We start from the raw sequence: 21,898 nt of genomic DNA on the forward strand, positions 1-21,898 counted from the left end.
CGTCCGAACGACTACTTTCGGCGCGCAGAGGCCTTCCCTTTCATAGGCTTGTTTCTGCCAGCAACGCCCTTGCCAGGCTTGCCTCGCCCCGCGGCTTTCTTGCCAGAAGGCATACCACTCGACTTGCCCTTAAGCGCTGGTTTACCGCCAGCGCTTTTGGGTTTGGCCCGCCCCGAACCGGTGGCACTGCGTTTCGCTGCGCCTTTACCTAACGCTTTTTCACCGGGTTTACCGCCCTTTCCTGGCCTAGCAGCGGCACTTTTTCGCGTTTTTTTCTGGCCGCTAGAACGCTTTGCAGTAGGTGGCGGCGCGGGCTTAGCCTCTGAACTTGCTGTTAACGCCTCAATCGTTGCGATCTCTTTCGGCGTTAAGTCTCGCCAGTCGCCTAACGCCAATCCCTGCAGCGATACATTCATGATGCGCGTGCGGATAAGCTGGGTAACGTCATAGCCGAAGTAATCGCACATGCGGCGAATCTGGCGGTTCAGGCCCTGCACCAGCGTAATGGTGAACTCGAACGTGGATACCTTCTCCACATGGCACTTTTTAGTAACCTGACCAAGAATCGGTACCCCGCTTTGCATCCCTTGAATAAAGTCATCAGTGATCGGTTTGTTGACCGTTACCCGATATTCTTTTTCGTGCTGATTATTGGCACGCAGGATTTTATTCACCAAGTCGCCGTTATTGGTGAGCAATATCAGCCCCTGGGAGTCTTTATCCAGCCGACCAATGGGAAAAATACGCGTGCCGTGTTTTACAAAATCGACAATGTTGTCTTTCTCGCTCGACTCGGTGGTGCTGACAATGCCCACCGGTTTATTGAGCGCAATGAGGACCAAATCCTCCTCTTCCTGCGGCTCGATATCCTGGCCGTTCACTTTGACCCGATCGCCCGCCACCACCTGATCACCCGTGGTCGCCCGGCGGCCGTTAATCCAGACGTTGCCCTGTTCCACAAAGCGGTCGGCCTCCCGCCGCGAGCACAGGCCGCTCTCACTAATGTATTTATTGATGCGGGTAGATTTTCGTAACGACATAGAACGCCATGTGGCTAAAAGGGATAAATGCAGCGTTAAAAACTTAGAAAGACGAACCGGGCTGCTTCAGGAACGCCAGTTCCTCATCGGTAGACGTTCGCCCCAGTAGCGCATTGCGGTGCGGGTAACGGCCAAAACGGTCGATAATGGCTTTGTGACGCACTTCATAATCTAGGTTGTTCTCCAACCCCGGCTGGTTATAAAGCGCCATTGCCCGCTCGTGAATCACCGCCGACTCGCTATGCATATAGGGCATATACAGAAACACCCGTTGATTGCTGGAAAGCTCTGCGTCGGCGCCAGCGGCCACCGCTTCCTGAGCAAGCGCCAGCGCCAACGCATCGGTGGCAAAGGCGCGGGCATCGTCGCGGTAGATATTACGCGAGAACTGATCCAGCACAATGATCTCCGCGAGCCGCCCTTGGGGCGTTTGCCGCCAAGCGTAGCACTCGCAGGCGGCCGCTTGAGCATGCAGAGCGCCGAACCGCTCGAGGATCGCCTGATCCATCATAGGGTCTTTTTTAAACCACTGAACAGGCGTTAATTCCTCAAACCAGAAATCAAGTACCGCTTGAGCATCCGACTTCATTGACGCCTCCTTGTCGTAATAAACGCTGTGGAAATAAAAAACTTAACCTGTATTGCGCAAACCGGCGGCAATGCCCGCCATGGTGACCATCAGTGCTCGTGAGAGATCGGCACTGATCGCCCCATCGGCATCGCGATTACGCTGCAGTAGCTCTGCCTGAAGACCATGGAGCGGGTCGATGTAGGGATTGCGAACATCAATCGCCTGGCGAATTAGCGGGGTATTTTCCAGCAGCTCTTGCTGCTGCAATATATCCAGCACGGCTTCCTCCAGCCGTGCAAAGCGTTCGCGTAGCTGTTTACCTAACGCTTTGAGGGAGGGCTCGTCCACCAGACGGTGCTCGTAGTAGGCCGAAATCGCCACGTCGGCCTTGGCCAGCAGCATCTCCAGCATGTCCAGGTAGGTACCAAAGAACGGCCATTCATTGCGCATTTCCTGCAGCACCTCGCGACCGCCAGGCTGTTCTAAGCGACGCGAGAACGCTTCGCCACTGCCCAGCCACGCCGGCAGCATTAGGCGAATTTGCGTCCAGGCGAAAATCCATGGGATCGCACGCAGCGTTTCCACCCCGCCGTCCTGGCGGCGTTTGGTGGGCCGCGACCCAAGCGGCAGCCTGCCCAGCGCGCCTTCCGGCGTGACCGCCCGGAAGTACGGCACAAAGTCAGGGTCTTCGCGCACCACCCCTACATAAGCGGCGTGGGCGACCTTGGAAAGCTGGTCCATCTCCTCGCGCCACTGAGGCTCGGGCGCTCTCGGCGGCAGCAGCGTTGCTTCCAGCACGGCGCAGGCATAAATCTCCATTGAGCGTAGGGCAATATCCGGCTGGCCAAACTTGAAACGAATCATCTCGCCCTGCTCGGTCACCCTGAGGCTGCCGTTTACCGAGCCCGGCGGCTGGGAGAGAATCGCCGCATGCGCGGGGCCGCCGCCACGCCCGACGGTACCGCCACGGCCATGAAATAGCGTTAAATCAACCCCATGGCGTTCACATACATTGACCAACGACTCCTGGGCCCGGTACTGCGCCCAGGCCGCCGCCAACTGGCCGGCGTCCTTGGCCGAGTCCGAATAACCAATCATCACTTCCTGGCCGTTGCGCATCAGCTTGCGATAGCCCGGCAGCGCCAGCAGCTGGTCGATCACATCGCCCGCGTGGTCAAGGTCGTTAAGGGTTTCAAACAGTGGCGCAATCGGCAACGTCACGTTGCCGCTGGCTTCTTTCATTAACAGCGCCACGGTGAGCACGTCAGACGGTTCAGCGGCCATGGAGATGATATAGGTGCCCAACGCTTCGGCATGTTCCTGTGCGATCACCTTGAAGGTATCAAGCACCTCGCGGGATTCCGCCGAACACTCCCAACGGCGGGGAATCAGCGGGCGCCGCGAGGCAAACTCGGCAAGCAAAAACTCCTGACGTTGGGTTTCATCCCACTCGCGATAGCGGCCAAGGTTCAGCGCATCCGTTAGTTCTTCCATTACCTGGGCATGGCGACTGGCTTCCTGGCGCAGGTCGAGCTTGGTCAGCGTGACGCCAAAAACCGCGACCCGGCGTAGTGTATCCAGCAGCGCACCGTTGGCGATGGTATCCAGGCCCACATCGCACAGCGAGCGGTAGCAGGCCAGCAAGGGCGCATATAGCTGGTCACGAGTCTCGATGATCGCGCCGCCGTCATAGTTTCGACCTTCAAGCTCGGCCTTGGCCCAGTCGCGGGTGGACTCCATCTTTGCCAGCAAGCGCTTCAGCACTTCGCGATAGGGCTCGGCCACATCGCCTGCCTCAGCCTTGAGGGCGCTATTGGCTTTCCACATGGAGAGCTCGGTCTTGAGCTGTTCAAGGTCGCGCAGGTAAAGGTCCGCCGCCATCCAACGACCTAACAAAAGCACTTCTTTGGTGACCTTTGCCGTGACGTTCGGGTTGCCATCCCGGTCGCCGCCCATCCAGGACGCATAGCGAATGGGCGCGGCATCCAGCGGCAAGCGCTCGCCTGCGGTATCCAGCAGCAGGTTGTCCAGATCCCGGTGAAAATCGGGGACCGCTTGCCACAGTGAGTTTTCGATAACCGCAAACCCCCACTTGGCCTCATCCACGGGTGTCGGGCGCTCGTGGCGAATTTCGTCGGTATGCCACGCCTGGCTGATCAACTCCTCAAGCCGCCCTTGGGCACGGGTGCCGCGCTCGGGGTAGTCTTCAGAGCCTTCAATGGCCGTCAGGCAGTCGTCGATGGCATCGTACTTTTGAATCAGCGTACGGCGAATGACTTCAGTCGGGTGCGCGGTGAGCACCAGCTCAACGCGCATATTGGCCAGTGTTTCGACCAACTTGCGCGGCGAGTTACCCGCCAGCTCGGCGCGTTTGAGCAGCTCGCCAAGCACCGGCTGCGAGCCCGGCTTATAGTCTTCAACGCGGCGAAAGCGTGCCCGATAGTGCTGCTCGGCGATATTGGCGAGATTTAGAAACTGGTTAAAGGCGCGGGTGACGGGCAGTAAATCCTGCTCGGGCAGTTGGCGCAAATATTCGATCAAATTGCGTTGCTGTAGCGAATCACCCTGCCGACCCTGCTTAGCGTGGGCACGAATGGTTTCAATTTTATCGACAAAGGATTGGCCTAGATCATCGGCAATGGTTCGCCCCAGGCTGTCGCCCAGGATACGCACGTTATCGCGTAGCGATTCGTGTAAGTCATGGCTCATAGCGTGGCCTCCTTGCAGGGGTCGCGGAAACGATTAATCAATGGGTTTCTTCGGCTTTGGCCGCCAACCAGTGAATTTCCATCTCGTCTAGAGAGGCATCCGCTAATGGCTGCCCAGCCGCTGCCAGCTCACGCTCGACAAAACGGAAGCGACGTTCAAATTTGGCATTGGTGTTGCGCAGGCACTGCTCGGGGTTGGCCCCAAGTGTGCGGGCTAAATTAGTGACGGCAAACAATAGGTCGCCGACTTCTTCCTGGGCGTGAACGTTATCGCCAGCGGCGAGGGCTTCTTCAACTTCATCAAGCTCCTCACGGATTTTGGCCAGCACGCCCTGCGAATCAGGCCAATCAAACCCGACCCGAGCCGCGCGCTTGGAAAGCTTGGCCGCACGGCTAAGCGCAGGCAAGGTGCGCGGCACGTCATCAAGCACCGAGGGCACTTGATGGTTGGATCGCTCGGCGCGCTCATCAGCCTTTAATGCCTCCCAGCGGCGATTGACCTGCTGGGTTTGCACGTCGTCGGCGCTGACGCCCGGCGGGCGGCGCGATTCCAGAGTGCCGTCGGGGAACACATGCGGGTGACGGCGGAGCATTTTCGCGGTCAACGTATCGACGATATCGTGAAAGTCGAAACGCTGCTCTTCCGCTGCAAACTGGGCGTAATAAACCACCTGAAACAGCAGGTCGCCCAGTTCGCCGGGCAGCTCGTCAAAGGCGCGCCGTTCGATGGCGTCGGCCACTTCGTAGGCTTCTTCAAGGGTATGGGGGACGATACTGTCCCAGTCTTGCTTGATATCCCAAGGGCAACCTTGCTCGCGGTCACGCAGCACGTGCATCAGGGTAAGCAAATCATCCAGCGAGTAACGCATTAGGCCCCTCCCCTACGCGTGGTTTTCTCGGGGTCGGTGTCGCGCAGGCGACGGACTTCGGTCACATTGGGCAGTTGTTGAATACGCGAGAAAAGACGCCCCAGCGCTTCCAAGCCATCGACTTCCAGGGTGATGCGCAGCCGCGCAATACCTTCGTCAGTGTCGGTCAGCGTATTCACCGCCAGCACGTTGACTTTTTCATTGCCCAGCAGGCCCGTGACATCGCGCAGCAGGCCCGAGCGGTCCCAGGCCTGGATCTCAATGGTCACAGGGTAGCGCGTCTCGGCGCGTTCGCCCCATTCCACCTCAATAATGCGTTGGGGTTCATCGAGACGCAACTGCAGGATATTGCTGCAGTCCTGGCGGTGCACGGTGACGCCACGCCCTTGGGTAATAAAGCCGACGATGGGCTCGCCGGGCACCGGCCGACAGCAGTTGGCCATGCTGGTTTTCAGGTTGCCGACGCCGAGCACGGTAATATCGCTTTTAGTCGCCTTGCTGGACTGACGCTTGGGCTTGGCCAACAGTCGGTCGAGCTGCTCCTGATCATCGGTTTCCCCAAATAGCTGCTGGGCCTGGTGAAGCACTTGCCCAATGCGCAAGTCGCCCGCCCCCAGCGCGGCGTACATATCATCCGCCGTCTGGTAGTTAACCGATTTAGCCAGTTTGGGCAGGTCGAGTCCATCGACATCCAAGCGGCGCATTTCGCGTTCAAACAGCGCACGCCCCTCGTCAAGATTCTGATCGCGGGCCTGGTACTTGAACCAGGCTTGGATCTTCGCCCGAGCGCGGGAGGTGCGTACATAGCCCAGGCTGGGGTTCAGCCAGTCACGACTTGGCCCGCCTTTTGTCGCGGTCAGAATCTCAACCTGCTGGCCGGTTTTTAGCTTATAGGTGAGTGGCACGATACGGCCGTTGATTTTGGCTCCCCGGCAACGGTGGCCGATCTCGGTATGCACGCGGTAAGCAAAATCAATCGGCGTGGCGATCCGGGGTAAATCGATGACGTGGCCGTCGGGCGTAAACACATAGATGCGGTCCGGAGCGACGTCGCTGGACAGCCCTTCGCGCAGGTCACCAAAGCCGCCAACCTCGTCCTGCCACTCCAACACTTGGCGCAGCCAGGCAATTTTTTCCTCGTAGCTACGACTCTTGGCGTTGGTGTCGTGGCCTTTGTAGCGCCAGTGGGCACAGACACCCAGCTCGGCTTCGTCGTGCATCGCAAAAGTACGAATCTGGATTTCCAGGACTTTATTTTCCGGCCCCATGACGGCGGTATGCAGTGACTGGTAGCCGTTTTTCTTGGGGTTGGCGATGTAGTCGTCAAACTCGTTGGGCACGTGGTGCCATCGGGAATGGACAATCCCCAAGACGGTGTAGCAGTCGGCCACTTCAGGCACCAGAATGCGCACGGCGCGCACGTCATGAACCTGGGAGAAATCAATCCGCTTGCGCTTCATTTTGCGCCAGATCGAATAGATGTGCTTGGCGCGCCCGTCTACATCGTAATGGTGGATATTCTGAGCTTCCATCAAGCCTTTGATGGTTTCCACCACATCGTGGATATAGCGATCACGGTCCAGGCGTTTTTCGGCCAGCAGCTTGGCAATCGCTTTGTATTCGTCTTCATGAAGGTAGCGGAACGATAGGTCTTCAAGCTCCCACTTGATTTGCCCAATACCCAGACGGTGCGCCAGCGGCGCGTATATATCGGCCACTTCCCGGGCGACCTGGAGGCATTTCTCCCGCGGCGCATCCTTGACCTGGCGCAGCGCACAGGTGCGCTCGGCAATTTTAATCAGCGCAACGCGTACGTCCCCCACCATGTTGACCAGCATTTTGCGCAGGTTTTCCTGCTGGTTGTGCTGGCCCATGCCGTGGTTGGGGGCCAACGGATAGCTAATTGCCGCCATCTGCAGGACGCCATCGATCAAGTTGGCGACTTCGCCACCAAACCGTTTGGTAACGGTCTCCAGGCTCAACAGACCTTCACGCACCGCACGGTAGAGGACCGCCGCCTCCAACGTCGACTGGTCAAGCTTGAGCTCACCTAAAATGTCGGCCATCTCCAGGCCCATGCGAAAGCTGGAACCCGGCGTCAGCCAAACGCGATGCGACCTTGGTGCGTCTAGCTCCAGGGTTTGGGCAAGCTCGCAGGCCTGTTGTAAACGTTCAGGTTCGGGAAGACGCACATCTTCTTGCAGGCGCGTTAACCATTGTTTTAGGTCCACCGTTCCGCTGTTGGTTAGCGGCTGGTCTTCACGCACTTTTACCATGACGATATCTCATCCATTCGAGGCAACGGTTTTCTAAACCGCTGCCGAGGCTAACTGCGTTTACGCACACCCCGTGTGTTCAAACAGCATCAGCGTTTCCATATGAGCAGTGTGCATGAACATATCCGCCACTGCGACTTGCTTAATGCGGTAACCTGCATGCACAAGGTGTGCCGCATCGCGGGCAAGCGTTGCAGGATCACAGGAAATATAGACCACCTTGGGGACCGGGTAGCGTGCCAATCCCTGACAAATGACTTCCGCGCCGCTTCGCGGTGGGTCGACCACGAGAGCATCGAGATCAGCCTGCGCCTGGAGCAATGAGGCGACGGTATCCGGATCACTTAAATCGGCCTGCTGGCCCGTCACATTCAGTCGATTTCTGTGCGCGTTATCGGCAAGTCGTTCGATCATGGCAGGGCTGCCTTCCACGGCATGCACCAAAGCTCCAGACGCCGCTAACGGAAGGCTGAAGTTACCAATACCGGCAAACAAATCCATTAGCCGCTGGCCCGGTGAGGGCATTAGCCAGCGCATGACGGTCGTGACCATTTGCTGGTTAACCGCGGCGTTGACCTGCAAAAAATCGCCCGGCTCGAAATTTATTGTTAACGGCCTATTATCAGGCGTTTTGAGCGTCTCTTCGAACACCGGTGGCGCACCATGCCAGTGCAATACCGGCGACTCACGCCCTAGCCAAGTGCCTAGTACGACCTGATATTGATCGGCAAATACCTGCCATCGCTCAGCATCAGCCGCATTGGCTTTCAATTGACGAACCAGCACGACCTGCTGTGTGGCCGTTGACAGCAGTTCGATATGCCCGACCTGGCGCGGTGCTTCAAGTGTTGCCAACAGCGTACGTAAGGGCGCTATGAGGGTTTGTAGCGCATCCACCAGCACTACGCAGCGTTCAATATCGATCAGCCGGTGGGAATGTGCGGCACGAAAGCCTAACCGCGGTTGGCCGTCACTATCGACCTTGACCCCCAAACGAGCGCGCCGACGATACCCTTGCACATCGCTGTACAACGCCTCAATCGCGCCGATGGCGATGCCTTGGCGGGCCAACAAATCGCGCACGGCTTCGGCTTTATGGGCACGTTGCGACACTATGTCCAGATGCTGTAAATCGCAGCCGCCACATTGGCCAAAATGCGGGCATGGTGGCGTAACGCGTTGGGCTGATGGGCTCAGCAGTTTTTTGACGTGGGCTTCGTCGTAACGCTTGCGAGTCAGGTGAACGGCCACTTCAACATGCTCACCGGGCAGCGCTTGGTCGATAAACACCGTTTTGCCCGCACTGTTATGGGCAACCCCTCGTCCATCGTGGGCTAAGCGCTCCACCACCAGCTCAGTTGCGTCGTGCAGCGTTTGATTGGGCGTCTTGCTCGTTTGTTGGCGTGCCAATCCTGAATGCCCTGAGGCAGGACGCGGTGGCCGCCGTTTACCCAACATGGCCATCTATACCTCCGGGGCAAATAAGCCCGTGGAGAGGTAGCGGTCTCCGCGGTCGCAGACAATAAACACGATGACCGCATTCTCGGCTTGTTCGGCGATACGCAGCGCTCCCGCCAGACTCCCCCCGGATGAGACGCCCGCAAAGACACCCTCTTCACGCGCCAGACGCCGCATGTGCTCTTCGGCTTCGTGCTGCGCAATATCCAGCGTGACATCTACGCGCGGCGCTTCAAAAATGGCCGGCAAATATTCCTGCGGCCAGCGCCGAATACCCGGAATGCTCGCCCCATCAGCGGGTTGCAGGCCGACGATCTGAATCGCTGGGTTTTGCTCTTTCAGATAGCGCGACACCCCCATGATTGTGCCCGTCGTTCCCATGGAACTGACAAAGTGGGTCATTTCACCGCCCGTTTGTCGCCACACTTCTGGCCCGGTTGTGCGGTAGTGAGCCAGCGGGTTATCCGGATTGGCAAACTGGTTGAGCGGCTTACCCTCACCCCGCGCAATCATGCCATCGGCAATATCCCGCGCCTCTTCCATGCCGCCTTCTTTACTCGCCGACACCAGCTTAGCCCCGAATGCCGCCATTGCCTGCTTGCGTTCTTCGGAAGCACTTTCAGGCATCACCAACACCATCCTATAGCCTTTGATGGCGGCAGCCATGGCCAGGGCAATGCCGGTATTGCCCGACGTGGCTTCGATCAGCGTATCGCCGGGAGCGATGTCACCCCGCGCTTCTGCTTCACTGAGCATCGACAACGCTGGCCGGTCTTTCACCGACCCCGCTGGGTTGTTGCCTTCGAGTTTCGCCAGGAGGGTATTGTTGCGCCCCGCGCTAATACGTTTCAGACGTACCAGCGGCGTATTGCCAATTACCTCTTCTAACGTGGGATAATCCATCGCATCGATTCCTTATCGTGACCGTTACCCTGCATTATATCGGTGCTACCGTACACTGGACAGGTTACCCTCTTGAATCTCAGCAGGCTGCTTTCATGTCTTTGAACACACGACTTCTTTTTGCGCTGCTTGGCCTACCGCTCGTGGTTTATGCCTGCATGGCGGTGCTGCTCGTCGTGCAAAACGACCATAAATCCCGGGCGCTTTTGGAAGAACGGATTGTCAGCGCCAGCGAATACATTGCCCCAAGCATGGCAGAGGCGCTGGCGGACACCGACATTGACCAGCTAGAGACCCACGCCTCACAGTTCCTCGAACAGGAAGGCGTTAACGCCGTTAGCGTGTTTGATGATCAAAATAGCCGCCTGCTGGTACGTGGACGCACCACCGACGCATCGCCAACCTCGTCACCACCTGACACCACGCGGCTCTCAACTACCGATGACGTGTGGCGCTTGCAAGTGCCCCTTGAGATCGCCGCAATGGATAATGCAGCCGCCCCACGGGTGGGTTGGCTGGAAGCCACGATAGATACTCAGTCGCTTAACCTTGCCCGCTATCAATTGATTGCCAGTTTAAGCCTGGGGGGAATGCTCCTCGGGCTTTGCCTGTTTTTGATTGCCTTTGCCATTAGCCGCTATGTCACACGTCCCATTGAAGAAGCTAGTCATGCTCTATATCGCCTGTCGCGGAGCGATTATGAGCAAACGGCTACGCCCCATAACGCCATTGAACTCGACCAACTAGCCAAACAAATCAATGCACTGGCCAGCCATCTACAGCGTGCCCAACACGATATGCAAGCGCAAATCGAACAGGCGACCAGCGAACTTCAAGAATCAATGGAAACCATCGAAGAACAGAATATCAAGCTCGACCTTGCTCACCGCAGCGCGGTGCGCGCCAATACGGTCAAGTCCGAATTTCTGGCCAATATGAGTCATGAAATCCGTACTCCGCTTAATGGTATCATCGGCTTTTGTCGACTGCTCGGCCGCTCGTCCCTCGATGAACGCCAACGCGATTGGCTGCAACACGTGCACCGTGCCTGCGATAACCTGCTGATGCTGGTCAATGATGTCCTGGATTTCTCCAAGCTGGAAGCTAACCGCTTAACTCTGGAAGAAGCCGATATCGACATCGTCACGTTAGTGGACGAAATTCTTGGCCTTCACGCCCCCGAGGCCCAGCGCAAGCACCTTCATCTGGTCGCTATGGTTTACGATGATGTGCCGACACCGCTATGCGGCGACCCACTCAGACTCCACCAAGTGCTCAATAACCTGATCAGTAATGCCCTAAAGTTCACCCACCAGGGCGATGTCGTGGTGAGGGTCATGCTGGAACACTACGCGGGTAAGCATGTCGTGCTGAATATAAGCGTGAGCGATACGGGCATCGGCCTGAGCGAAGACCACCAGCAACAGCTGTTCAGCGCCTTTTCCCAAGCCGAGCCCAGTCACCCTCGCCAGTTTGGCGGCAGCGGACTCGGTTTAACCATATGCCGTCAGCTCATTCAACGCATGGGCGGGGAAATTAGCGTTGAGAGCGAGCTAGACAAAGGCGCGACATTCTCATTCACCCTTCCCCTCCAGGCGCCAAACGCTGACGAACGCCGCCCGGAGTTACACCTTGACGGCCCAATCATTCGCGTGCACGAGCCACACACCACGACGCGTCATGTGCTTGAGCATTTACTGGAACGCTGGGGAGCGATTCCCGTTGCGCTTTCAAGCGACGCGACCAGTGACTTATTGCTGATCAGTCTTGATCAGGATGATTTACAAAACACTGCCCTTGCTCAGTGGCAGGCGCTTATCAGCGCTGCGGGGTGCCCTGCACTGGTCCTGGTGAACGGTTCCAGCTTTGACCTACCCCAGCTCGACTTCCCCTTCAAAGGTGAATTGCTCTGTAAGCCATTCACCCGCGCGCAATTGGTTGCCTCGCTGACCCATTTATTGGTGCCGGTCGGCGAGGCACGGCCTCAACCCAGCGCGCCCCTTCCGGCATTACCCGCCGCCGATGAGGGGTATCGGTTATTAGTCGTCGATGACAACACCTCAAACCGGCAACTGCTCAGTGCTTTATTGGAAGCACCTGGGCGGCATATCAGCCTGGCGGAAAGTGGTCAAAAAGCGCTTGAGATAGGCCGTGACCACACCTTTGACATGGTGTTTATGGATATACGCATGCCGGGAATGGATGGGCTACAAACGACCCAAGCGCTACGACGCATTAATGCCGCCTGGAGTCGTTGCCCAATTGTCGCGGTAACCGCCCACGCCCTGAACAGCGAGCGACAACGCTGGTTAGCAGAAGGGCTGGACGACGTGATTATCAAACCGATTGACGAGCATGAATTGGGGCAGTTGCTAAGCCGCTTTCTGGGCATCCCCCCCCCGGAAGGGTCTTCCCCGCAGCCAAAGAAGGTATCGCCTAGCGCTGCAGCCGCTACGCTACCGGTGATCGACCTTACGCTGGGCGCCCGCTTAGCGGGAGGCAAAGAGGATTTAGCGCGAGCCCAATTAAGGCGGCTGATCGATAACCTGCCCGCCACCCGAGCTGAAATGGACGCCGCTTTTCAACAACGCGATCTGGAAGCCCTGCTGGACAGCGTTCACGGCTTGAATGGTGCAAGCCGCTACTGCGGCGCGCCCGAGTTGGCGCTGATAGTCGAGACGTTGGAAACCCGATTGCGTACCAGCGGGCTAGACCATGTAGATACGTTAATTGATGATCTTTACCACGCCATGGACAAACTCATCGCCCAGCGCAGTTCGTTAGGGTAAGCGGGGACTTAGCGTTCTAAAACCACAAAAGCGATGGCATAGTCGTCTTCATCACTGAGGGTAATATGCATGGTAGTCACTCCGGCGACCGCCGCCTTTTCAGCGGCAGTCCCGTGAAGCTCAAGAAACGGCTTGCCCAACTCGTCGTTGTGCACTTGAATATCGCGCCACTGCAGCCCGTGGCGCAACCCCAAACCTAGCGCTTTCACAAACGCCTCTTTAGCCGCAAACCGCTTGGCAAGAAACGCAGTGGGCTGCGATTTTTGCTGCCAAACGGCGTGTTCGTCGGGCCCTAATATACGCAGCGCAAAGCGCGGCCCGTGGCGCTGTAACGCCCGAGCAAAGCGCTCAACCCGCGCAATATCAGAGCCAATACCGACAATCACGCGCTAGTGTCCGCAGCAGCCGCTATGGGAAGCGTCATGCCGATGATCGTGGTCGTGGTCGTGGTCGTGGTCGTGTGCATCCAACGCCGCCATAAGTCCGGCTTCCTGGCCCGCTATAATCAGCCGCTTCATCTCTTGAACGGCTTCTTTTAGGCCAACAAAAAGCGCACGGGCGATAATCGCGTGGCCAATATTCAATTCATTAACCCCAGGCAACGCCGCAATGGCTTCCACATTATGGTAATGCAAACCATGACCGGCATTGACCACTAACCCTAGTGAAACCGCGTGTGTTGCGGCCGCCGTCAACCGCTGGTACTCCGCCATTGCCATCTCGCTACCGGGGCGCGCTTCAGCATAAGCCCCGGTGTGTAATTCGATGACGGGGGCTCCAGCACGCTGGGCGGCATCAATTTGCTCATCGTCGGGGTCGATAAATAACGACACCTCGCAACCGGCGGCGGCAAGGCGTTGGCAGGCGCTGGCAATGGCGTCAAAGCCGCCGACCACATCCAGACCACCTTCGGTGGTCAGCTCTTCGCGTTTTTCGGGAACAAGGCACACGTGGGCAGGCTGAATCTCTTCGGCTAGCGTCAGCATCTCTTCGGTGACGGCCATTTCAAGATTCATACGCGTATTGAGCACTTCAGCAAGCAGCTTTACATCGCGCAGTTGAATATGACGGCGGTCTTCGCGCAAATGCACAGTGATGCCGTCGGCCCCGGCCTCCTCAGTTATCAGCGCCGCCTGAACCGGATCCGGATAGCGCGTACCACGCGCTTGGCGAAGAGTGGCGATATGGTCGATGTTGACCCCGAGCAGTATCCGAGGTGGATGCATAATGGCCTCCGGTGATAAAAAAGTGACAGCCTAGCGTTGACGACGTTTGGCGAGGTCGTGCATTAATTCGCGGGAGCGTAACGCCGTCGTACCAAGATGTGGCGCCAGTGCAGCGCGCATAATGGCTTTTAAGGCGTTGGCTAAAGCGGGTTCCTGCCAGTCATGGTGGTCAATATAGCGCAGAGTACGACCATCCAGCCCCTTGGCTGCCGGAATAAACGCGCGGCTCGATGCATCAAAGCGATACAGTGCTTGAGGGTCGAGTGCGCCACCATCGGGCGTACAGAAGCGCGGTGTAGCGTCCAAAACCTCCAGCAGCGACCACTCGTAACGCCGCAGAGCGAGCGCGCGGGCAGCGGGCACCGGCAGCGCTTCAAGCAAGGCCGTATAAAAAGCAAAGACGTCCCCAGCAGGAAGTTCCAACGGCAGCAGGCGCGTGGCGATTTCATTGGCATAAAACCCACACAACAGGCCCTCGCCAGCCAGCAGCGCCGTCTGCCCACGGGACTCCATCAGCGTCAGGCGTTTGAGTTCACGTTCGCCTCGCCACGTCACCAACAGCGGTGTAAACGGCTGCAGACGCTGACGCGACTTTGACGATGGTCGCTGACCGCCTTGAGCCACCGCGCGAATCCGACCATGATGCAGCGTAAGAAGATCCACCAGCGCACTGGTTTCTCGGTAGGGCCTGCGGTGCAGCAAGAAGGCCGGCTCCGCTGACATTGCCCTGCTCAATCGAGATCGTAGCCCAGGCTTTTAAGCGCGCGCTCATCGTCCGACCAGCCCCGTTTCACCTTCACCCACAGGTTAAGCATAATTTTGGTGCCCAACGCCCGCTCCATATCCAAGCGTGCCTCACGACCGATGCTTTTGATTCGCTCGCCGTTCTCGCCGATCAGAATGACTTTTTGCCCCTGACGCTCGACTAGAATCAGCGCGCTGATATGTGTAACGCGTTCAGTTTCGCGAAACTCTTCGATTTCCACGGTCATCTGGTAGGGCAACTCGTCGCCCAACTGGCGCATGACTTTTTCGCGCACCAGCTCTGCTGCCATAAACCGCAGACTTTTATCGGTAATTTGGTCTTCAGGGAAATAGTGAACGCTCTCGGGCAGATGCTTGGCGACTTCTTCTTCCAGCGTTTCTACCTGAGTCCCATGTTTAGCAGAAATAGGCACGATGGCGGCAAACTCGCGACGGGCTCCCACGTCGGCCAGCCAAGGCAGCAAATCGCCTTTGTCATTTAGCCGATCCACCTTATTAACCGCTAATACCACCGGTGCCTTAACGTGCTCAAGCCTTTTGAGCACCGCTTGGTCCTCATCTGTCCAGCGGGTGCGGTCAATAATAAACACCACGCAGTCTACGTCACGCAATGCCTGGGTCGCTGCCTGGTTCATAAACCGATTGATCGCTTTATTGCGATCTTTCGACATGATGTGCATGCCAGGCGTATCGACATAAATAAACTGGGCGTCCGCCTCCGTTTTAATTCCCATCACCTGATGGCGCGTGGTCTGAGGCCGCCGGGAGGTAATTGAAATCTTTTGCCCCAAGATACGGTTCATCAACGTGGACTTGCCGACATTGGGGCGACCGACAATCGCAACGAATCCACAGGTTTGGCTCATGCATTGTCTCCAGGACGTTTTTCAAGGTAGGCAAGCGCTTCTTCGGCCGCCTGCTGCTCTGCGTGGCGGCGGCTCGGACCTTTACCCGTAGTGTGTTCAGTTAACAAATCGATATAGCACTCTACGGTAAACATCTGCGCATGCGCTTCTCCCTTAACGCTCACTACTTCATAACGCGGCAGCGCAGCTTGTCGGGACTGGAGAAATTCTTGCAGCCGCGTTTTCGGGTCTTTTTGAGTATCTTGCAGCGAGATGTTCGCTAGCCGTTCGGCGTACCATGCCAGAACGCGCTCACGAACCGCGTCCATGCCCGCATCTAAATAGATAGCACCAATCACCGCTTCAACCGCATCCGCTAAAATCGATTCCCGGCGATGACCGCCGCTTTTCATTTCGCCTGAGCCTAACCGTAAGCACTCACCAAATGTCATTTCTCTAGCCAGTTCAGCAAGCGTTTGCCCTTTCACCAGACGCGCCCGCAGTCGGGAAAGCTGCCCTTCTCGCGCCTGGGGAAAACGCTGGTAAAGCGCTTCAGCAATCACGAAGTTGACGATTGAGTCACCTAAAAATTCCAGGCGTTCATTGTTACGACCGCCATAGCTGCGGTGGGTCATGGCCAGTTCTATCAGCGTGGCATCGCCGAACGTATGGCCGATGCGTCGGCAAAAAGCGGTTAACGAAGTACTCACAGGGCCCCTACGTCGTTGACGTTGACTAAAAAATAATGACTATACATAACGGTTGGCCTTATCACTCAATGCGGCGCACGTCGGTAAAGCTTGGCAGCCCACCGTCCCAGTGCATCCATACGGCAAAGGCGCGCCCGACAATATTTTCCTCAGGCACAAACCCCCAGTAGCGGCTGTCGTTGGAGTGATCACGGTTGTCACCCATGGTGAAGTAGTGGCCTTCAGGCACTTCAACTTCACGCATTTGCGGCCCAGAATCCCGGGGATTGTTATAAATATAGTGTTCAATTTCACCTAAACGCTCTTCAAGCAATAGCTGCTGAGAAACATCTTCTTCCATCAGCTCTTTGGGCACCGCTTCGCCGTTGACATAAAGCTGCTTGTCTTCATAACGAATACGGTCGCCGGGCAGCCCGACTACGCGCTTAATGAAGTTAACCGAAGGCTCTTCGGGAAAACGAAACACCATTACATCGCCACGTTCAGGGTCATCGACCTCAAGAAAGCGTGTATTGATGACCGGCAAACGTAGCCCGTAGGCAAATTTGTTGACCAGTATGAAATCACCCACTTCAAGCGTTGGCCGCATTGAGCCAGAGGGAATTTGAAACGGCTCGACGACAAAGCTACGCACCACCAGCACTACCAGCAATACCGGAAAGAAAGAGCGTGAGTAATCGACGGGCCACGGCTCTTTAAGCAGCTTGTCACGCGTCGCCTGATCGAGTCCCTCTACGGTATTCGCATCGGCGTGGGCAACCCGCTCACGCCGTTTGGGGCGTAACCAGACCACATCGAGCAAATAGATAACGCCAGAAAGCGCGACGGCAAGTACCAGCAGTAATGCAAAATCCATGGGTGGAAGTCGTCCCTAATCGTTAACCTTGAGTACAGCAAGGAAGGCATCCTGGGGGATTTCCACCCGACCGACCTGCTTCATACGTTTCTTACCAGCTTTCTGTTTCTCTAGCAGTTTTTTCTTACGGCTGACATCACCGCCATAACATTTAGCGGTCACGTTCTTGCGCAGCGCCTTGACGGTGGAGCGTGCCACTACCTGACCGCCAATAGCCGCCTGGATCGCGACATCAAACATTTGCCGGGGGATTAACTCTTTCATTTTCTCCACCAGCAGGCGGCCACGCGTGTGAGCGTGATCACGGTGAATAATCACTGCCAGGGCGTCTACTTTATCACCGTTAATCAACACGTCCAGGCGAACCAACTGGGCTGCCTCAAAGCGTTCAAAATTATATTCAAGCGAGGCATAGCCACGTGAAATAGACTTCAGTCGATCAAAGAAGTCCATCACGACTTCAGACATTGGTAATTCGTAAGTCAGCTGGATCTGATTGCCGAGAAACTGCATATCCAACTGAGTGCCACGGCGTTGTTCACACTCGGCAATTACATTGCCGACGAATTCCTGGGGCACGAGAATACTGGCACGCACTACTGGCTCGCGCATGTGCTCGACATCTGCCATATCCGGCAGTTTGGAGGGGTTCGAGACATAGTTGAGATCGCCATTTTTCATGGCCAGCTCATAGACCACGGTCGGCGCGGTGGTCAGCAAGTCTAGGTCGTATTCGCGCTCCAGGCGTTCTTGAATGATCTCCATGTGGAGCGTGCCCAGAAAGCCCACGCGAAAGCCAAAGCCCAGCGCATCTGAGTTTTCGGGCTCGTATTCAAGCGACGCATCGTTAAGCGCCAGCTTCTCGAGCGCATCGCGGAATTCTTCGTAGTCATCGGCACTGACCGGGAACATACCCGCATATACTTGAGGTTTGACCTTCTGAAAGCCAGGCAGTCGCGGCACATCGGGCGTTTTAGTGTGGGTAATCGTGTCCCCCACTGGCGCACCGTGGATGTCTTTAATACCCGCCACAATGAAACCGACTTCTCCCGCGCGTAAGATATTGGTCTGTTTGCGCAGCGGCGTAAAAATCCCTACTTCTGTGGAGTTCCAGTCCCGCCCGGTGGAGTTGATGCGGATCTTATCGCCTTTGCGCAGCGTACCGTCGAAAAGGCGGACTAAAGAGACGACACCCAAGTAGTTATCGAACCAAGAGTCGATAATAAGCGCTTGCAAAGGGGCGTCAGGGTCACCTTTCGGGGGAGGGATATCACGCACTAAGCGCTCTAACAGCGCGTCGATGCCAATCCCGCTTTTCGCTGAGACTTGGCAGGCATCGGTGGCATCAATGCCAATAATCTCTTCGATTTCCTGAGCTACCCGGTCGGGATCCGCTTGGGGCAAATCGATTTTATTCAGCACCGGTAATACTTCCAGGCCCTGCTCGACGGCGGTATAACAGTTGGCCACTGACTGTGCTTCAACGCCCTGGGCGGCGTCCACAACCAATAGGGCGCCTTCGCAGGCATATAGCGAGCGCGACACTTCATAAGAAAAGTCCACGTGCCCAGGCGTGTCGATGAAGTTGAGTTGATATACCTGGCCGTCAGGGGCGGTATAGTCCAACGTCACCGATTGCGCTTTAATGGTAATGCCACGCTCGCGCTCGATATCCATGGAATCAAGCACTTGTTCTTTCAATTCACGCTCAGTTAAACCACCGCAGGTTTGAATTAACCGGTCTGAAAGCGTGGACTTGCCGTGATCGATGTGGGCAATGATCGAGAAGTTACGTATATGTGTTAGCTTGCTTGGGTTTTCGCTGGTCATTGGCCGTTTTTAATCCGCTTGGAGTACGCACTCAGGAAAGACAAACCATCAGTCCTTGCGGTGCGCATCAAAATTTGTCGCCATTGTACCGTTACGACGGTCTTGGTGCTATGTACAAAAATCAGGGCAAAAAAACGGCAGCCCACCGATTTTGACGGCGGACTGCCTGACGGAGAAACGCTAATTCAATTATTCAAAACGCAGCGCTACGAAAAGCGAGCGGCCATCGCGATAGAGACGCAAGGGAATCGCTCGATCAGTGGGTAGCTCTTCAACGATGCGGCGCAACTCTTCGGGTGACGATAAGCTGCGATGATCCAAACTAACCAGCACATCGCCTGCGCGAAGGCCAGCGCGAGCCGCCACGCTGTCGGGCTCAACTTCACGCACTATTACGCCACCTTGCAGATTAAGCTGCTCTTGGGTTTCCTGGTCTATTTCAGCAACCGAAGCACCAAGGCGCACTTGGCTATCGCTAGATGATGAAGCGGGCGCCCCCTCGGCATCAGGCCAACTACCTAGCTCTACGGCTTCACTACGTTCTTCACCATCACGCATGAGCCGTAGATCCACTTCATCTCCCGGTGCCACCCGGCCAATCAGACGCGGTAGGCTGCTCGAGCGATCCACGGCTTCACCGTTAACTTCCAGGATGACATCACCGGCTTTAAGACCGCCTTTTGCTGCGGGGCCATCAGGATCCAAATCGGCGATCAACGCGCCTTCAGCCTCTTCCATGCCAAATGATTCAGCCAAATCACGCGACACCGGCTGGATCATGACTCCCAACCAGCCACGGTTAACGTGCCCATCTTCGCGAAGCTGATCGGCCACATCCAACGCAACGTTAATCGGGATAGCGAATGAAACTCCCATAAACCCGCCGCTACGCGTAAAAATCTGTGAGTTAATACCGATGACTTCGCCATCGAGGTTAAACAATGGCCCACCTGAGTTACCCGGATTGATCGCCACATCGGTTTGGATGAACGGCACATAGGCATCGCGCGGGAGCGTTCTATTAATCGCGCTGACAATACCCGCCGTCACCGAATGATCAAAGCCAAATGGCGAGCCTATGGCGGCGACCCATTCACCTACGCGAAGCTCATCCGAATCTCCCAGATTCAAGGTGGGCAGAGCATCCGCATCGACCTTAAGTAGTGCCACATCGGTTTGTGGATCACTGCCGATTAGCTCAGCGGTTAACTCGCGCCGATCGTTCAAACGAACGAGAATTTCGTCAGCGTCCTGCACCACGTGCGCATTGGTCATCACGTAGCCATCTTCGCTAATAATGAAGCCAGAGCCCAGTGATTGACGCTCTTCGCTGCGCCCCTGCCCCCCTCCTGGCGGCGCGGGGAAGCTATCGCCAAAGAAGTGACGAAAAATCTCCGGCATTTCCTGACCACCGAAGTTATCAAAGGAAGGCCCGCCGCGCTGCACCGTTCGGCTGGTAGAAATATTCACCACCCCAGGAGCGGCGTGCTCAACGAGGTCGGTAAAATCCGGCAGATTTTGTGCTTGGGCGCTTTGCGCCACAAAGAGCAACAATACAAAACACATCCACAACGCAGAGGGAAAGTTTAAGCGCTTCATGCAAGAGCTCCTACTGAAAACACCATCAAGCCAATCAATGCAGCTCACCGTGAGCCACCGATCAAGATGCATCAGCCAACCGCGGACGGAAGTGCTCCGCACGCCGACCTAACGCGTATTTAAGGCCTATCATGCCACTAATCAAGACGCTGAAGAAAAGACTCGGTGCAAACCACATCTCATCGCTGAGCGTGCCAAATAACCCAGCGATAGCCAAGGCCATTAAGAGCGGCAATCCGTAGACCAGCCACGCTAAACATGTCATGGACGTCTTAAGCATCACCAACGTTACCTCGCTATTCAGTGCCAGCTCGTCATCATTGTCGCGCGGCAGCCGCGTATCTACCGACACCTGCCAGGCAGGTCGGCGTTCAAGCAGCCCTGCCCCGCAGCCTTGACCTTTAGCACATTGCATGCAGCCAGGCGAGGCCGCGACTTCGACGATAACTCCATGCGCGTGGTAGCCCACGACTCGCCCTTGGCGCTTAATAAATGCTTCATTTGATGCTGCCGACACAACATTGACTCCCACACTGCTTCTTAAGAGCGCTGATTAAGTGGTTAACAACCGTTGTATTGTTTACGACCATAAAAAATGGACGTTGAAATAGAGTGCACCTCTTTCCAACGTCCATTTGTATAATTGTCCTATCGCTGACTAGCCGGACTGATCAGCGTTGCCCCAAAGGCTCTGTGGCACCGGATGAATGCATCAAAGGTGACCATTGATCGTTTTGGCCCCCTGCCGAACCTTGAGTCTGCTGCTCAAGATAAGACTGCAACATGCGAAGTTGCTCAACATCGATATTAGTACCCTGCTGAGCCGATACGCTTTGCTGCTGACCTGAACCGGAGAAGCCGCCTTCACTAACGTTCATCAGGCCATTTCCCGATCCTTGCCCACTCATCCTAAAAGGGGTTTGCTCAAACATGGGCATTTCGCCCTGCTGAGTGCCTGCTGATTGGCTATTGGTAACAGACGGTGTGGACGCGAGGTTTACCGGCTGCACCTGATTAGATGTCGTCGATTCGGAGCTTGAAGCCACTCCACCCCCCTGCTGCGACTGTGACGTTCCACTGCTATTGCCGAAGAACTGCACGCCGGTGATCACCATCAGCGATACCGCCGCTGCAACGCCTGCACCGCGCACAAATGACACATTACCCGTACGGCTATGTGCAGTCGCATCATCCAGCGCTGGAGCAGGCTCATCTTGCAAACGAGCCATGACACCAGCAGAGAGATCAACGCTGACATCCACATCACGTTCACGACGCATCATGCTACGAGCCAAATGATAGCGTCGCCACGTTTCAGCGGCATCGTCATCGTTCGGTAGTGCCTTCAACACTCGGCGCAACTCTAGCTCATCACTTTCACTATCCATCAATACCGAAAGTGATTCCCGTGTGTTTTGACTCATACTTCACACCCTCACACTGTTGAGAAGAA

18 protein-coding genes are annotated in these 21,898 nt (G+C 56.4%); 1 reads left to right on the forward strand and 17 read right to left on the reverse strand.

Annotation, left to right across the window (positions count from 1 at the left end; genetic code table 11):
• Positions 1-11 precede the first annotated feature (11 nt).
• From rluF to cysM, 7 genes are read right to left on the reverse strand one after another with little or no spacing between them, the layout of a single operon-like run.
• Positions 12-1,040, reverse strand: a complete 1,029-nt coding sequence (gene rluF, locus CPH17_RS04400) for a 23S rRNA pseudouridine(2604) synthase RluF (protein WP_074396640.1) — start codon at positions 1,038-1,040, stop codon at positions 12-14.
• 43 nt (positions 1,041-1,083) lie between these two features.
• On the reverse strand, positions 1,084-1,629 hold the full coding sequence (locus CPH17_RS04405; protein WP_074396641.1) for a DUF924 family protein: 546 nt from the start codon (positions 1,627-1,629) through the stop codon (positions 1,084-1,086).
• Between the two features lie 42 nt (positions 1,630-1,671).
• The gene (gene ppc / locus CPH17_RS04410; RefSeq protein WP_074396642.1) at positions 1,672-4,320 is read right to left on the reverse strand and encodes a phosphoenolpyruvate carboxylase; all 2,649 of its coding nucleotides are present in this window, start codon (positions 4,318-4,320) and stop codon (positions 1,672-1,674) included.
• Positions 4,321-4,357: 37 nt separating this feature from the next.
• Positions 4,358-5,188, reverse strand: a complete 831-nt coding sequence (gene mazG / locus CPH17_RS04415) for a nucleoside triphosphate pyrophosphohydrolase (protein ID WP_074396643.1) — start codon at positions 5,186-5,188, stop codon at positions 4,358-4,360.
• Positions 5,188-7,464 carry a GTP diphosphokinase gene (relA, locus tag CPH17_RS04420; protein WP_074396644.1) on the reverse strand — a complete coding sequence of 759 codons (2,277 nt, stop codon included), beginning with the start codon at positions 7,462-7,464 and terminating at the stop codon, positions 5,188-5,190. Before relA ends, mazG begins: the two co-directional genes overlap by 1 nt.
• Before the next feature lie 60 nt (positions 7,465-7,524).
• Positions 7,525-8,928 (reverse strand): TRAM domain-containing protein, encoded by a 1,404-nt coding sequence (locus CPH17_RS04425; RefSeq protein ID WP_074396645.1) that lies wholly within the window; start codon positions 8,926-8,928, stop codon positions 7,525-7,527.
• Positions 8,929-9,825: a cysteine synthase CysM gene (gene cysM, locus CPH17_RS04430; RefSeq protein ID WP_074396646.1), complete on the reverse strand. Its 897-nt coding sequence runs from the start codon at positions 9,823-9,825 to the stop codon at positions 8,929-8,931.
• Positions 9,826-9,920: 95 nt separating this feature from the next.
• Here cysM and CPH17_RS04435 point away from each other — a divergent pair, with 95 nt between their 5' ends.
• Complete coding sequence (locus CPH17_RS04435) at positions 9,921-12,614, forward strand: ATP-binding protein (protein ID WP_074396647.1); 2,694 nt, start codon at positions 9,921-9,923, stop codon at positions 12,612-12,614.
• A gap of 8 nt (positions 12,615-12,622) precedes the next feature.
• Here CPH17_RS04435 and acpS read toward each other — a convergent pair whose 3' ends face one another.
• The 10 genes from acpS to CPH17_RS04485 form a co-directional block, all read right to left on the reverse strand.
• On the reverse strand, positions 12,623-13,000 hold the full coding sequence (gene acpS / locus CPH17_RS04440) for a holo-ACP synthase (RefSeq protein WP_074396648.1): 378 nt from the start codon (positions 12,998-13,000) through the stop codon (positions 12,623-12,625).
• Between the two features lie 3 nt (positions 13,001-13,003).
• Positions 13,004-13,840: a pyridoxine 5'-phosphate synthase gene (pdxJ, locus tag CPH17_RS04445; protein WP_074396649.1), complete on the reverse strand. Its 837-nt coding sequence runs from the start codon at positions 13,838-13,840 to the stop codon at positions 13,004-13,006.
• Positions 13,841-13,870: 30 nt separating this feature from the next.
• Complete coding sequence (gene recO / locus CPH17_RS04450) at positions 13,871-14,563, reverse strand: DNA repair protein RecO (RefSeq protein ID WP_074396650.1); 693 nt, start codon at positions 14,561-14,563, stop codon at positions 13,871-13,873.
• Between the two features lie 8 nt (positions 14,564-14,571).
• The gene (era, locus tag CPH17_RS04455; RefSeq protein WP_074396651.1) at positions 14,572-15,471 is read right to left on the reverse strand and encodes a GTPase Era; all 900 of its coding nucleotides are present in this window, start codon (positions 15,469-15,471) and stop codon (positions 14,572-14,574) included.
• Complete coding sequence (gene rnc / locus CPH17_RS04460) at positions 15,468-16,160, reverse strand: ribonuclease III (RefSeq protein WP_074396652.1); 693 nt, start codon at positions 16,158-16,160, stop codon at positions 15,468-15,470. The genes era and rnc overlap by 4 nt, the downstream gene beginning before the upstream one ends.
• A gap of 61 nt (positions 16,161-16,221) precedes the next feature.
• Positions 16,222-17,016: a signal peptidase I gene (lepB, locus tag CPH17_RS04465; protein WP_074396653.1), complete on the reverse strand. Its 795-nt coding sequence runs from the start codon at positions 17,014-17,016 to the stop codon at positions 16,222-16,224.
• Positions 17,017-17,031: 15 nt separating this feature from the next.
• Positions 17,032-18,846, reverse strand: a complete 1,815-nt coding sequence (gene lepA / locus CPH17_RS04470) for a translation elongation factor 4 (RefSeq protein ID WP_074396654.1) — start codon at positions 18,844-18,846, stop codon at positions 17,032-17,034.
• A 189-nt stretch (positions 18,847-19,035) separates the two neighbouring features.
• Complete coding sequence (locus CPH17_RS04475) at positions 19,036-20,445, reverse strand: DegQ family serine endoprotease (RefSeq protein WP_096298378.1); 1,410 nt, start codon at positions 20,443-20,445, stop codon at positions 19,036-19,038.
• 61 nt (positions 20,446-20,506) lie between these two features.
• Positions 20,507-20,962, reverse strand: coding sequence for a SoxR reducing system RseC family protein (locus CPH17_RS04480; protein ID WP_157742938.1), 456 nt, complete (start codon positions 20,960-20,962; stop codon positions 20,507-20,509).
• A 154-nt stretch (positions 20,963-21,116) separates the two neighbouring features.
• A complete protein-coding gene (locus CPH17_RS04485) occupies positions 21,117-21,869 on the reverse strand; it encodes a sigma-E factor negative regulatory protein (protein WP_096298382.1) in 753 nt (250 codons plus the stop codon).
• Between the last annotated feature and the right edge of the window lie 29 nt (positions 21,870-21,898).

The organism is Halomonas sp. hl-4 (assembly GCF_900215475.1).
Classification (GTDB): Bacteria; Pseudomonadota; Gammaproteobacteria; order Pseudomonadales; family Halomonadaceae; genus Vreelandella.